Raw genomic sequence first — 13,376 nt, 5'->3', positions numbered from 1 at the left:
TCCCACAGAGGCGCTGCGTTGTTCACAAACCCAATGTGGGAGCGAGCCTGCTCGCGATTGAGTGCGCAGCACTCACCAAAGCTACACATGCGCAGGCTCCAGCAAAATCCGCCCGCTGGAGCAGGTGGCGGTTTCATTGCGGTAGGCGAAGTACAACTTGCTGCGCACCGGGTCGAAACGCAGGTGCAACTGGACTTCATCGCCGGGGCGCACCAGTTGCTGGAACTTCAGCACTTCCATGCCGGCGAATTTTTCCGGCAGGTTCATCAATTGCTGGCCGAGCTTGAGCGCCCACTCCACTTGCACCACACCGGGCAACACCGGCGCCCGGGGGAAATGCCCGCTGAAGTAGGCGAGGTCGGGCGGCACGGCCAGTTGCAGGCTCCACTCGCCTTCGGTTTCGACTTGCTCCAGCACCTCTGGTGCCTTGGGACGCGGCGCCAGCAGCAGGGCTTCGACATCGGCCTGGGGCAGTTTGCCCTGACTGTTCAGCGGCAGTTGTCGCAGCAGGCGCCAGCGCCGTGGCAGGGCCAGGGCTTCGCAATGCTGGCTGAGGTGCTGGCGCAATTCCTGGGTGAGGGTGCGTCGGCCTTGATTGCGCAGGGCGTGCAACCCCGATTCGCTCAGGACCAGCAACGCGCCCAGGGAGGCGCGGTTTTCCTGAACCACGCCAAGCCGCGCTTCGACGACCCACTCATGCTCCATCAAGGCCTTTTCCAGCATCGGCAGGGAGATGCGCTTTTCTTCCAGTTTGACGATCCGGTCCAGCCGTCCGAGCAGTTCGAAACGGCCATCCGCCGCGATGCGCGCCGCGTCGGCGGTGTGTTCGACGTGACCGGCCGGCAAGTAAGAAGAGGTGATCAGCAGCGCGCCGTCGTTGTCCTGGCTCAATGCTACGTCGGCGAAGGGCTGCCACAGATCGTGGCCCTGACGCCAGGCAATCCCGCCGGTTTCCGAACTGCCGAAAATTTCCGTCGGCCATTGATGCAGGCGTTGGTGCAGGCTTTGTGCGGCGTCTGCCGGCAGTGCGCCGCCAGACGAAAATACCCGGCGCACCGCGCTCAAGGCCGGCCAGTCGAGGTTGTCACCCATGCGCTTGAGCAGCGCCGGGCTGGCGACCCAGGCAAAGGCCGGGTGCTCGCGACTGGCGCGTTGCAGGTCTTCCGGAAAGGCCAGTTGCCTGCGCACGAACGAACGCCCGGCGCACAGCGGCCACAGCACCCGAAACAGCAGGCCGTAAATGTGTTGAGTCGCCACGCTGCCGATGATGCAGGCCGGGCCCAGGTCGGCGCCCCACAGTTGCTCCAGGGCTTGGACTTCGTTGACCAGTTGGCGCAGGGTTTTGTCGATGCGCTTGGGTTCGCCGCTGGAGCCGGACGTGCACAGGCTCAGGGCGCAACGGTCCAGGTCCAGCGCCGCCGCGTCGAGGGGGGCGGCGTTGAAATCGGACAGGTGCGCGTCATCGGGCTGATCGGTCAGCCACAGGTCGACCTCGCTCGACCAGCGCTGGCGGGTCTGGGCTTGCAGATCGGTCGGCAGCAAGACACTGACGCCGGCACGCCAGGCACCGAGCAGGGCGATCGCCAGGTCGGCGGCGTCTTCAAGGTGCACGGCAATGCGCTGCACACCCTGGGCTTGCAGGCCGGCGGCCAGGCTCAGAGCCTGGGCGCACAGTTGTGCGTGATTGAGCGGTGGTTCGGCCGTTACGGCACGATCCGCTTCAGCCTTGAGCAACAGCTGCTCAAGTTTTATCCAATTCATGGGCGGCCTCGTACCCGTTGTCGTATTAGCCATTCAATGGCAAACATCAGGCCTATCAATCCGTAGGAAATCAGGCCGGTGTATAACATCCACCAGCTCAGCGGCGCCCACAGTGTCAGGGCGGCAGCACACAAACCGTTGCAGAGAAAAAAAACGCTCCAGGCGATGGTCACCTGGCGGGTGTAACGAACGCCTTTGGCCGGCAGGTGCGGTTCACGCAGACGGGCCAGGCGTTCGACCATGGGCGGGCCGTATATCAGGCTGAGCCCGAACAGCGCCAGCATGAAACCGCTGATCAGCACCGGATACCAGCGCAACAGCACCGGGCTGTCGAACAGCGCCAGCAACAGGCAGAACACGATCGCCACGGTGGCCATCCACAGGCTGCCGGGGCGTCGCCGACCGGTCAGTGCGCGGGCCAGCCACAGGCTGCCCAGCAGCAGTCCGAACTGCCACGGGGCGAAGTGCTCCATGCCGAAATACACCGCAAAGGGGTACAGCAGGCCCGCCAGCAGCAGGCCGAGGCCAATCAATCGGCTCATGCGGCCGGTTGAACCAGACGGTAGACCGCCTCGACCACGTCGCTGACGGTGCGCACCGATTTGAATTCTTCGGCGGCGATTTTCTTGCCGGTCTGACGTTTGATGTGATCGATCAGGTCGACTGCGTCGATGCTGTCGATTTCCAGGTCCTGATACAGGTTGGATTCGAGGCTCACACGCTCGGGCTCCAGCTCGAACAGCTCCACCAAGGCATCGCGCAGGGTGTTGAAAATGTCGTCACGAGTTTGCATGGTCCGGTCTCAAGCTGCCTGTTTTGCGGTGACGAACGCCGCAAGGCTCGCCACGTTACTGAAGTGATTACGCGTGTCCTTGGCGTCGGCATCGATTTTGATGCCGTATTTTTTCTGGATCGCCAGGCCGAGTTCCAGCGCGTCTACCGAGTCCAGGCCCAGGCCTTCGCCGAACAGCGTCTGCTCGTCGCCGATGTCTTGGGCGCTGATGTCTTCGAGGCCGAGGGCTTCGATGATCAGGTCTTTTATTTCCAGCACCAGGTGCTTAGTGTGCAGATCGCTCATCTTCGGCGAGCTCCTTAATGAAGTAAGAATGCAGATAGTCGTTGAGCTTGCGCGAGGCTTGCGGAGCCGGGCCCAGCGCGGCGAAGGCCTGTGGGTCTATATCGGCTCCGACACGAAAACTGAAGTGCACGCGTCGTTTCGGGATCCGATACCAGGGCTCGGCCTTGGTCAATGTGGTCGGGCTGACCTTGATAACGACCGGGGTGAGGATTTTCGCACCCCGCAGCGCTATTGCCGCCGCCCCCCGATGAAAGGCCGGCGCCTGGCCCGGTTGGGTGCGGGTGCCTTCGGGAAAGATGATCAGGGTCTGGCCGCTTTTCAGTGCATCGGCGGCGGCATCGAGCATCTCCATGCTGCCGTCGTTGCTGATGTAGTCGGTGCGGCGCAACGGGCCGCGGGTGAACGGGTTTTCCCACAGGCTCTGCTTGACCACGCAGTTGCTGTGGCGCACCAGGCCAATCAGGAACACCACGTCGATCAGCGACGGGTGATTGGCAATGATCATCTGCCCCGGACGGCCGAGTTTTTCCGCGCCTTGAATGTCGTAGGTCAGCACACCGACACGGGCCATGAAACGGACGAAAAACCAGAAGCAGCGACTGACGGTTTGCCGCGCGCGCAAGCGGTGGGTCCGGGCATCGCCCGGCAGGCAACCGAGCAGCGGAAAAATCACCAGGCGCAGGCACATCCCGCCCACCCCGAACAGGGTGAAGCTTGCGGCGGTCGCCAGCAGGCGCCAGTAATAGGCGTCGCGGTTTTTCTCGGTCACGGGTTGCGTTGCCAGGTCCATACACGATTTTTCCAGGCATGTTGGCAGTTGGTTTGCTGGCCCAGCAGCATGCACAACAGATTCAGCGCATGGGGCCAGCGAACGTTGGACAACGCATCCGCGGGGCTGTTCAGGGACAGCTGCCAGTCATTTCCCGGGGTGATCAGCAGGCCGACGGCATACGGGAAGGGCACGTCGTCGATCCAGGTCGAGTAGGCCTGGGGCGGTTGTTCTTCGGTGATGATCACTAATACTGCGGGCGCGCCTTCGTTCAGCAGTGCCGCAGCCTCCAGCATGCCATTTTCCAGTCCATCGCCAGCCGCGGCCAGGGCGGTCATTTCGCTGGTTTCGCCGCGCATGATCGACCACAGGCCAATGATCGCGTTGTGCACGGAAAGGCTGAACTGGGTCGGCGACAGCGGCTGCTCAGCGGCCAGATCGCTGAGGATGTCGAAGGTCCGAGGGGTTTCGCCGTGACGGGAAATGAAGACCAGCGGCAAGTCCTGGCGACCCTCGGCCAATGGCCAGCCGACACTGAAGGCCATCCGCGCCAGACGGCTGAGACGCCGGCGCTGCATGGCCGGCAGAAACGACACGTCAGGGGCTGCATCGCTGCCTGGCAGCGCGACGGGCTGTCGGCACCAGGCCTGCCAATCGTCCACGCTCTCGAGTCCCGGGGCCCACGCGCGCCATTGGGCGATGTTGAAGTTGATCACAGACATTCATCCCGCCCTTGCGGGCTTGCTTGACGCGGTGATGACTGAAAGCCACGACTCACCCGCGCGGCGCTTGGCGCCGAGTGGCGCGCATTATCGCGGTGCGGCGAACGCGTAGCAAATATTGGTTACATTTTGCTCAGCGTTATGTACAGAACAGGTTCGAAAAAATTGAACATTTGACAATTATTCCGATTATTGCACGACCCGTTTGTCGGTTCTGTTGGTGATTCATGCCGTTTTTTTGAGGCGGGGTCGCTACTGAGCGTGCAGTCCCTCTCCAACGAGGTAGCGAAGCAGCGCCGAGGACCACTACACTCGGTCATTCTTTGATACACGGAGGTTTTGACAATGCGGCGCGTGGTGTTCAATCAGAAAGGTGGCGTAGGCAAGTCCAGTATTGCCTGCAATCTGGCGGCGGTCAGTGCCAGCGAGGGTTATCGCACCCTGTTAGTGGACCTCGATGCCCAGGCCAACTCCACTCAGTATCTGACAGGACTTACCGGCGATGATATCCCGATGGGTATTGCCGACTTTTTCAAGCAAACCCTGTCTTCCGGGCCGTTCTCCAAAAAGAACAAGGTCGATATCTACGAAACCCCGTTCGATAACCTCCACGTCATCACGGCCACGGCCGAGCTGGCGGATTTGCAGCCAAAGCTTGAAGCCAAGCACAAGATCAACAAGCTGCGTAAGTTGCTCGAAGAACTCGGTGAAGATTACGACCGTATCTACCTCGACACGCCGCCCGCGCTGAATTTTTACGCGGTATCGGCACTGATTGCCGCCGATCGTGTGCTGATCCCCTTTGATTGCGACAGTTTTTCGCGCCAGGCCCTCTATGGTCTGCTGGCGGAAATCGAAGAATTGAAGGAGGACCACAACGAAGGGCTGGAAGTCGAGGGCATCGTGGTCAACCAGTTCCAGGCCCGTGCCAGCCTGCCGCAGCAAATCCTTGACGAACTGATCGCCGAAGGGCTTCCGGTGCTGCCGGTGTACCTGGCCAGTTCGGTGCGCATGCGCGAATCCCACCAGGCCAATACGCCGCTGATCCATCTCGACCCGCGGCACAAGCTGACCCAACAGTTCGTTGAGTTGCATAACCTGCTGGAAAACGCCTGATCCTTTCTGATTGCAAAAAAACCTGTGGGAGCGGGCTTGCTCGCGATGAGGGCTTCACATTCAACGTCTTTGTTGACTGATCCAGCGCCATCGCGAGCAGGCTCGCTCCCACAGGTGTCCTTCAGATTCCTTGGCTACGCAACCAGCTCATCAGCTGCGGCAACGGGAAGGCCCCGCTCTGGCGGGCAACTTCCCGGCCGTTCTTGAACAGAATCAGGCTCGGAATCGAGCGAATGCCCAACTGCGCCGACAACTGTTGGTTCGCCTCGCTGTCCAGCTTGGCCAGTCGACACTTGCCCGCCAATTGCCCGGCCGCCTGCTCGAACACCGGTGCAAACGACTTGCACGGCCCGCACCAGTCCGCCCAGACGTCCACCAGAAGCGGCAAATCGCCCTTGATCTGGCTGGCGTAATCGCCTTGTTTGAGCTCAAACGGTTTGTTCAGCAGTACCTCGGCCTTGCAGCGTCCGCATTTGGGGTGGTCGTTCAGGCGTTCGGCCGGGATGCGGTTGAGGCCGTTGCAGTGGGGGCAGGGGATGAGGAGTGGGGACGTCATGATTATTTCTCGGCAGGCAATCTGTGAAGCAGATCTGGTGGCGGAATCTCGTTTATCAAGAAGGAAGTATGTAGGTCATTACCCTCTTTAGATAAAGAAAATCCTTACATGCATTGGCGTATGAGCTGACTTCGCACTCAATATCAGGCCGTTAGTCTGACGCTTTTCGTGCGGCTCTGTGGCCGGCGTTTTCAACTGAAGGGATTTAACAGTCATGAGCGACACAAATGAGCCCGCTTCGGGCGCCGAGTCCACTACTTACAATGATGTGAACATGAGTTGCGGTCATTGCAGTTCGTGGCTGACACCTTCGTATCAGCAGGCGTTTGAGCTGATTCAGCTACAGCCGATCTCTTGCGATCATTGCGGTTCGGATCTGTTGCTTGAGGAAGGCGACCGTCAGGTGTTGGACAAGAAGCTGAAAACAGCCGCCCGCGTGGGAAAGCTGGCCACACTGATTATGCTGCCGTATTTCTTGATCGGTCTGGTCGTGAGTCTCAACTCGCCATTCCCTGGATTTTCAGGTTTGTTGGTGGGGGTTGGCATTGTACTGGCGTTCATTATCAAGAGTGTCGCCACGGTTAACATTGATCGCGATTTTGTGCTGTTCAAGCACGGTGAACGGCCTGAGCCGGCTCAGGCTGATTGATGCAACGATTTTTCGGCTCGAAATCCGAGCCTGGAAGATTGCTTCAGTGTTTTGACTAGGTGTTTATCGGAATATCAACTCACGACGAACAACTGATCTCCAGATGCTTGCCCCATTCCGGTGGCCGTTCGGCGTAGCTTTCCATCCCCGGTTGCTCCTCGAACGGCTTGCTCAGCACCGCGTGCAGCCGTCGGACTTCCGAGTAATCGCCACGTTCCGCCGCATCGATGGCCTTTTGTGCCAGGTAATTGCGCAGGATGTACAGCGGGTTGACCGCCTGCATCCGGGCACGGCGTTGTTCCTGGTCCAGCTCGCCTTCCCGGGCGACCCGGGCGGTGTACCGTTCGCCCCAGGTATCGAAACCCTTGAGGTCGACGAAGTCATCGCGCAAACGAGCGACGGCTGCTTCGGGGGATTCTTCGCCCAGGCGGCGGAAGAACAGGCTGTAATCGACGCCGCTGTTCTGCATCAATTGCAGCAAGTGCTCCAGCAGTTTCTGGTCATCGTCTTCGGCCGTGGTCAGGCCGAGGCGGCGACGCATCAGGTCGAGGTAATGGGCCTGGAACAGCGGCAGGTACAGCCCCAGGGTTTCGCGCAGGGCCTCGACGCTGATGAACGGCGTCAGGGCCTGAGCCAGGGCGCTGAGGTTCCATTGGCCGATGGGCACCTGATTGCTGAAGGAATAGCGGCCCTGATCATCGGAGTGGTTGCAGATGAAGTTGGCGTCGAAGTCGTCGAGGAAGGCGAACGGGCCGAAGTCGAAGGTGATGCCCAGGATCGACATGTTGTCGGTGTTCATCACCCCGTGGCAAAAGCCGTACGCCTGCCATTTTGCGATCAGTTCGGCATTGCGCTCGACGATCTCGCGGAACATCGCCAGGTAGGGTTCCGGCTGTTCCAGGCATTCTGGAAAGTGCATGGCGAGGATGTGGCCGCCGAGTTCTTTCTGCTGCTCGGGACGTTTGGTGTAGTAGAAATACTCGAAATGCCCGAAGCGCACATGGCTCGGTGCCAGGCGCAGGACCATGGCTGCCCGTTCCTGCTTTTCGCGCCAGACCGGCGTATCCGAACCGATCACGCACAGCGCCCGGGTGGTCGGGATGTTCAGGGCGTGCAGGGCTTCGGAGGCGAGGAATTCACGGATCGACGAGCGCAGCACCGCCCGTCCGTCGCCCATGCGCGAAAAGGGCGTCTGGCCGGCACCCTTGAGGTGCAGGTCCCAGTGTTCGCCGGCCTCGTTGTACACCTCGCCCAGCAATAATCCGCGCCCGTCGCCCAGCTGCGGGTTGTAGGAGCCGAACTGATGACCGGAGTAGACCATTGCCCTGGGAATGGCATCGGCCCACAGCTTGTGGCCGCTGAACAACTCGGCGAACTCTTGGGTTTCAGCGACGGCCGGGTCGAGGTCCAGTAGCGCCATGGCGGCAGGGCTGGCCACGACCAGGCGCGGGTTGTCGATGGGCTCGGGCAACACATGGGCGGAAAACGCATCGCCCAGGCGGTCGAAGCGGTTATCGAAGGTCAGTTCGTCGAGGGCTTTCAAAGGCCGTCTCCAGCAGAATGTCCGAGCATTCTGCTGGGGAATGGCCGGTTAGTCGAGTTTGGCGGCGGGCGGTTCTTGCTGCGGTTTGCCATCAATCGGCGGCACGATGGTTTTGGTTTCCGGTTCGACCGGCACCAACTTGTACTCATCACCGTGGAGGTTCTTGAGGTAGACCTCCATCTGCCGGAACGAGATGTTGATGTGCTGCCTCTTGAACTCGCGGTTGATGAAGCGGTTGACCTCGTCGATCACCGGGTTGCGGTCGCCGAGATCGCGCACGTGCATGCGCAATTCGTGGTCGAGGGTGCTTTCGCCGAAGTTCAGGAAGTACACGGTCGGTTCCGGTTCCTTCAGCACGCGCGGGTTTTCCCGTGCGGCCTTGAGCAGCAGCTCCTTCACCAGGTCCAGGTCGGAACCGTAGTCCACACCGAGCTTGAGGGTCACCCGGGTGATGGTGTCGGTCAGCGACCAGTTGATCAATTGCCCGGTAATGAACGTCTTGTTCGGGACAATGATGTCCTTGCGGTCGAAGTCGGTGATGGTGGTGGCACGGATGCGGATCTTGCTCACCGTGCCCGACAGGTTGCCGATGGTGATGGTATCGCCGATCCGCACCGGGCGTTCGAACAGGATCATGATGCCGGAGATGAAGTTGGCGAAGATCTCCTGCATGCCGAAACCGAGGCCGACCGAGAGGGCCGCCACCAGCCATTGCAACTTGTCCCAGCTCACGCCAAGGGTCGACAGTGTCGAGACGAAACCGACGCCGGCGATCACGTAGGACAGCAGTGTGGTGGTGGCGTAGGCGCTGCCCTGGGCCAGGTTGAGCTTCGACAGCACGAACACTTCCAGCAGGCCCGGCAAGTTGCGCGCCAGGGCGAAGGTGATGCCGATGATGATCAGCGCGCCGAGCATGTCGCCGATGCTGATCGGCACCATGCTCATGTTGGCGCCGGTGCCGCTGGTGTATTCGTAGAGGGTGATGTTGTCCAGGTACGAAAACACGGTGATCAAGTCAGCCCAGACCCAATACAGCGCTGCCATGAAGCCGCCGAGCAGTGCCAGGCGGATCAGGCGCAGGGACTGTTCGTTGACCTTTTCGATGTCCATGGTCGGTTCTTCGATGACCGCTTCGCCGTCGCCGGCCTCTTTGGCCGCCTGACGCTTGGCCAGGGCGCGCTGGTAGGCCAGTCGCCGGGCGGCCACGCTGAGGCCGCGCACGAAGGTGGCCTCGATCACCAGCCAGAACATCAGCAGGTAGAGGGTGTTGATCAAGCGGTCGCTGAGTTTGAGCGCGGTGTAGTAGTAGCCGAAGCACACGGCGACGAACAAGGCGACGGGCAGGGCCGTGAACAGAATCCCCACCACTTTGCGGAACAGTGAAGCGGTTTCGTGGTTCGGGCTGCTGATCAGCAGGCGGCTGAGCAACAAGGTCATCAGGGCGTAGCAGATCAGCACCACCGGCATGCCGAGCACGTCATCGGCCAGCGCCGCCGGTTGCAGTTCGGCCACCGCCACCACGGTGACCAGAGCCATGACGACCATGCCCAGGCGGCGGATCCAGCCGCGCAGGAATTCGACCTGGGGCTTTTCCCAGCGGAAATGCAGTTCTGCCACACCGCCCGGCGCGAGGATCCGATAGGCGGTGTAGAACACCAGCCAGGCCCCGGCCATTTGCAGTAACGCCGCGCCCATACTGGCGTTCTGCCCTCGGGCGTCGATTTGCAGGGCCAGGCCGCACAAGGCCAGGCCCAGCGAGACCGGCATCGCCAGCAGGATGTTGATCAGGATCGCCTGGGGCGTGTGCCACTGGCTGTCGCGCTTGAAGTGGCCGATGTCCTGGTGAACCTTGTTCAGGCGCGCATACAGACTCTTGCGTCGCCACAGCAGGGCACCGATCAACAGCGCCAGGGGCAGGAACAACAGCGGTCGCTGGGTCAGGCCATCGGTCAGTTCGCTCAGGCTTGAGGCCCACGGCAGGCTATCGACCTGGCGTTGCAGGCGTTCCGGCACGCTGCGCATCCATTCGAGGTCCAGCGGTTTGTTGCTGGGAATCCAGAACATCTGCTCATCCAGCGTCGCCCGCAGGCTTTGCGCGGTGCTGAGCAGTTGCTTCTGATTCAGTTGCAGCGTGATCGATTCATTGAGCATCGCGCTCAGTTCACGGTTCAGGCGCTCCAGCAGGTCGACGCGGGTGGTGGCCAGTTCCATCAGGCTTTTGCGCAGTTGCGGGGTCACTTGCTCCGGTGGCTGGGTCGACAGCAGGTTGTCGACATAAGTGGCCGGGTTGCTGAGCAATTCCCGTTGCTGGCTGACTTCGAACTGATACAGGCGAATGTCGGCGATCTGGTCGGCCAGATTGCGATCGACCCTCAGGCGCGGCAGGGCCTGTTTTTGTTTATAGAGAATCTTGGACAGCAGCAGGCTGCCCTTGAGCACGCTGATTTGCTCATCCAGGGCGGAATCGCTCTGGGTCACGCTGTCCAGTTGTTGCTTGGTTTGCAGGTTCTGCTGAGTAACCTCGTTGAGGCGGTCAGTGCTCTTGAGCAGGTAGTCGGAGAGCTTCAGGTTGGCCGTGCTTTCGGTGGCCAGCAGGCTGCTGCCCCCGGCTTTCTGCGCTTCGATGGACTGCTGCGTCACGGTTTCCTGGGATTGGGCCAGACGCTTCTGGTTGATCAGGTTTTGCAGCTCCTGGATTTCCTGATCGAGACGGTCGGATTTTTCCGAGAGCAAGTCATGCTGGCTGTTGCCCAAATCCTGCAACTGGGTATTGCCGGCCAGTTCCTGGCGACGGAGCGGAATCAGCGCATTGAGTGCCGCCAGCTCGGCGTTGAGCTGGTCGCGCTGCTCGGCGCTCAAGGTCTTGCCGCTGTCCTTGCCGGTCTTGAGGATGTTGTTGATCTGCTGGATGCGCGTCTGGCTGGCGGAAATTTCCGCCTGGGCGCGCTCGGGGCGCGTTTGCGCGGTAATGATCAGGCTGTTGGCATCGCCCAGGGCTTTCTGCAGATCGCTTTGCTGGGTCGAGCGCTCGGTCAGCATTTGCTCGAGTTGCTGAATCGACTCTTTGGTGAAGCGTTGCGCTACCGGCACGACACTGGTGGCCTTCAGACGCGTCAATTCGCGCTGGTTCTCGATGGTCTGTTTGGGGGCGTTGGCCAACTGCTGCTTGAGATCGCTCAGTTTCTGCTCGTAATCACGCCGGTTGTTGAGCTGTGTCAGCGTGTTTTGCAGGACCGATTGCAGGGCCTTTTGATCGGCTTCCGGCAGTTTGCGGTCGGCGATCTTGTCCAGGCTCGCCTGCACGGCTTCGCGGGTGGGCGGTTCGGCGGCTTGTAACGTACCGACGGAGAGACTCAGGCCCAGGAGGACCATGACGAAAAAGGTGCGCAGGCTTGACATAGAGACCGATCAAAAAGCGAAACGAAGAATGGAGTTTAGAGGAAGAGTCCGGGCCCCGGGCGACTTCCTTCGGGGAATCTGACGCCCACTTTGCCGATCTTGTTCCCGTCCATCACCGCGACGGTCCAGATCGTGTTGTTCCACTCCACCTGGTCACCGACGACTGGAGCACCGCCCACTTTCTGGGCAATGAAGTGGCCCAGGGACATGTCCGGGTCAATGCCTTCGACTTTCAACCCGTACAGGGCCGCAACCGCGGCCAACTGGGCATCTCCTTCGAGTACGAAGTCGCCGAAGAAGCGCAAATCGAGGCCTCGTTGCGGTGCCTGGCTGAACAGTTTTCCGAGGGCCGCAAGGTTGTGTTCATGGCCGATGACACAGAGCAAATCATCGACTTCGAGCACCGTACTACCCGACGGATGGAGCAGTTGCTGGCCACGAAACAGGGCGGCAATGCGGGTGCCTTCGGGCATTTTCAGTTCGCGAAGGGGCGAACCGATGCACCATTTCTCGGCACCGAGGCGATAAACGAACAATTCCCACTCGCTGGTGACGTGCACTTCCAGGGCGGAGCGGGAGATCGGTGCGGGCTCCGGCGGAACGGTCACTTTCAACAGCTTCGCCACCCACGGCAGGCTGGTGCCCTGCACCAGCAGCGAGACCAGCACGATGAAGAACGCCAGGTTGAAGTAGAGCTGGGCGTTGGGCAGTCCGGCCATCAGCGGGAACACCGCCAGAATGATCGGCACCGCGCCGCGCAAGCCGACCCACGAAATGAACGCCTTTTCACGGCCATGGAACGCCTTGAATGGCAGCAGGCCGATCACCACCGACAGCGGTCGGGCAAACAGAATCATCCACAGCGCCAGGCCCAGTGCCGGCAGTGCAATCGGCAGCAGGTCATGGGGCGTGACCAGCAGCCCCAGCACCAGGAACATGCCGATCTGTGCCAGCCAGGCCATGCCATCGAGCATGTGCAGGATGCCGTGGCGACTGCGCACCGGACGGTTGCCGATCACCAGGCCGCACAGGTACACCGCCAGGAAGCCGCTGCCGTGCAAGGCGTTGGTCAGGGCAAACACCACCAGGCCGCCGGCGATGACCAGGATCGGATAGAGGCCGGTGGCCAGATTGATGCGGTTGACCAATTGCAGCATGAGCCAGCCGCCGCCCAGGCCAATCAAGCCACCGATACCGAACTCGCGCACCAGGTGGGTCAGCAGGCTCCAGTGCAGGCCGGTCTGGCCGCTGGCGAGCATGTCGATCAGGGTCACGGTGAGAAACACCGCCATCGGGTCGTTGCTGCCGGATTCGATTTCCAGGCTCGCGGTCACCCGTTCGTTCAGGCCTTTGCCGCCCAGTAGCGAAAACACCGCCGCGGCGTCGGTGGAGCCGACGATGGCGCCGATCAGCAAGCCTTGAATCAGATTGAGGTCAAACAGCCAGGCGGCGGCCATGCCGGTCAGCCCGGTGGTGATCAACACGCCAATGGTCGCCAGCGACAGCGCCGGCCACAACGCCACGCGGAAACTCGAGACCCGGGTGCGTAACCCGCCATCGAGCAGGATCACGGCCAATGCAAGGTTGCCGACCAGATAGGCCGTCGGGTAGTTGTCGAAAATAATGCCACCGCCATCGACGCCGGCGGACATGCCGACGGCCAGGATGATCACCAGAATCGGGATGCCGAGGCGCGAGGAAAGTGAGCTCACCAGAATGCTTGCACCTACCAGCAACGCGCCGATCAAGAACAGGCTGTTGATGGTCGTCGCATTCAAAGGCA

12 protein-coding genes are annotated in these 13,376 nt (G+C 61.0%); 2 read left to right on the top strand and 10 right to left on the bottom strand.

The window, feature by feature from the left end; translation table 11 throughout:
• Positions 1 to 81: 81 nt before the first annotated feature.
• From JQF37_RS10395 to JQF37_RS10370, 6 genes are read right to left on the bottom strand one after another with little or no spacing between them, the layout of a single operon-like run.
• Positions 82 to 1,761: an acyl-CoA synthetase family protein gene (locus JQF37_RS10395; RefSeq protein ID WP_130205073.1), complete on the bottom strand. Its 1,680-nt coding sequence runs from the start codon at positions 1,759 to 1,761 to the stop codon at positions 82 to 84.
• On the bottom strand, positions 1,758 to 2,303 hold the full coding sequence (locus JQF37_RS10390; RefSeq protein WP_130205072.1) for a hypothetical protein: 546 nt from the start codon (positions 2,301 to 2,303) through the stop codon (positions 1,758 to 1,760). Before JQF37_RS10390 ends, JQF37_RS10395 begins: the two co-directional genes overlap by 4 nt.
• Positions 2,300 to 2,554, bottom strand: a complete 255-nt coding sequence (locus JQF37_RS10385) for an acyl carrier protein (protein ID WP_028622164.1) — start codon at positions 2,552 to 2,554, stop codon at positions 2,300 to 2,302. Before JQF37_RS10385 ends, JQF37_RS10390 begins: the two co-directional genes overlap by 4 nt.
• A 9-nt stretch (positions 2,555 to 2,563) precedes the next feature.
• On the bottom strand, positions 2,564 to 2,839 hold the full coding sequence (locus JQF37_RS10380; protein WP_130205071.1) for a phosphopantetheine-binding protein: 276 nt from the start codon (positions 2,837 to 2,839) through the stop codon (positions 2,564 to 2,566).
• Positions 2,820 to 3,629, bottom strand: a complete 810-nt coding sequence (locus JQF37_RS10375) for a lysophospholipid acyltransferase family protein (protein WP_130205069.1) — start codon at positions 3,627 to 3,629, stop codon at positions 2,820 to 2,822. The genes JQF37_RS10380 and JQF37_RS10375 overlap by 20 nt, the downstream gene beginning before the upstream one ends.
• Positions 3,605 to 4,330: a beta-ketoacyl synthase chain length factor gene (locus JQF37_RS10370; protein ID WP_130205067.1), complete on the bottom strand. Its 726-nt coding sequence runs from the start codon at positions 4,328 to 4,330 to the stop codon at positions 3,605 to 3,607. Before JQF37_RS10370 ends, JQF37_RS10375 begins: the two co-directional genes overlap by 25 nt.
• Before the next feature lie 345 nt (positions 4,331 to 4,675).
• Here JQF37_RS10370 and JQF37_RS10365 point away from each other — a divergent pair, with 345 nt between their 5' ends.
• Positions 4,676 to 5,446 (top strand): ParA family protein, encoded by a 771-nt coding sequence (locus JQF37_RS10365; protein ID WP_130205065.1) that lies wholly within the window; start codon positions 4,676 to 4,678, stop codon positions 5,444 to 5,446.
• Between the two features lie 121 nt (positions 5,447 to 5,567).
• Here JQF37_RS10365 and trxC read toward each other — a convergent pair whose 3' ends face one another.
• Positions 5,568 to 6,002: a thioredoxin TrxC gene (trxC, locus tag JQF37_RS10360; protein WP_130205063.1), complete on the bottom strand. Its 435-nt coding sequence runs from the start codon at positions 6,000 to 6,002 to the stop codon at positions 5,568 to 5,570.
• A gap of 214 nt (positions 6,003 to 6,216) precedes the next feature.
• On the opposite strand from trxC, the gene JQF37_RS10355 reads away from it, so the two are divergent.
• Positions 6,217 to 6,651: a hypothetical protein gene (locus JQF37_RS10355; RefSeq protein WP_130205061.1), complete on the top strand. Its 435-nt coding sequence runs from the start codon at positions 6,217 to 6,219 to the stop codon at positions 6,649 to 6,651.
• Between the two features lie 79 nt (positions 6,652 to 6,730).
• On the opposite strand, the gene JQF37_RS10350 is transcribed toward JQF37_RS10355, so the two are convergent.
• The 3 genes from JQF37_RS10350 to JQF37_RS10340 are packed head-to-tail and all read right to left on the bottom strand — an operon-like array spanning position 6,731 to position 13,371.
• On the bottom strand, positions 6,731 to 8,194 hold the full coding sequence (locus JQF37_RS10350; RefSeq protein WP_130205059.1) for a YdiU family protein: 1,464 nt from the start codon (positions 8,192 to 8,194) through the stop codon (positions 6,731 to 6,733).
• Positions 8,195 to 8,242: 48 nt separating this feature from the next.
• The gene (gene mscK / locus JQF37_RS10345) at positions 8,243 to 11,593 is read right to left on the bottom strand and encodes a mechanosensitive channel MscK (RefSeq protein ID WP_204149627.1); all 3,351 of its coding nucleotides are present in this window, start codon (positions 11,591 to 11,593) and stop codon (positions 8,243 to 8,245) included.
• 35 nt (positions 11,594 to 11,628) lie between these two features.
• Entirely contained in the window at positions 11,629 to 13,371 is a 1,743-nt protein-coding gene (locus tag JQF37_RS10340; protein WP_130205055.1) for a potassium/proton antiporter, read from the bottom strand.
• Positions 13,372 to 13,376 lie beyond the last annotated feature (5 nt).

Origin of the sequence: Pseudomonas sp. MIL9, from assembly GCF_016887925.1 — a bacterium.
GTDB lineage: Bacteria > Pseudomonadota > Gammaproteobacteria > Pseudomonadales > Pseudomonadaceae > Aquipseudomonas > Aquipseudomonas mohnii.
Note: the sequence above shows the minus strand (reverse complement) of the source record. Positions and strands in the feature narration are given on the sequence as shown.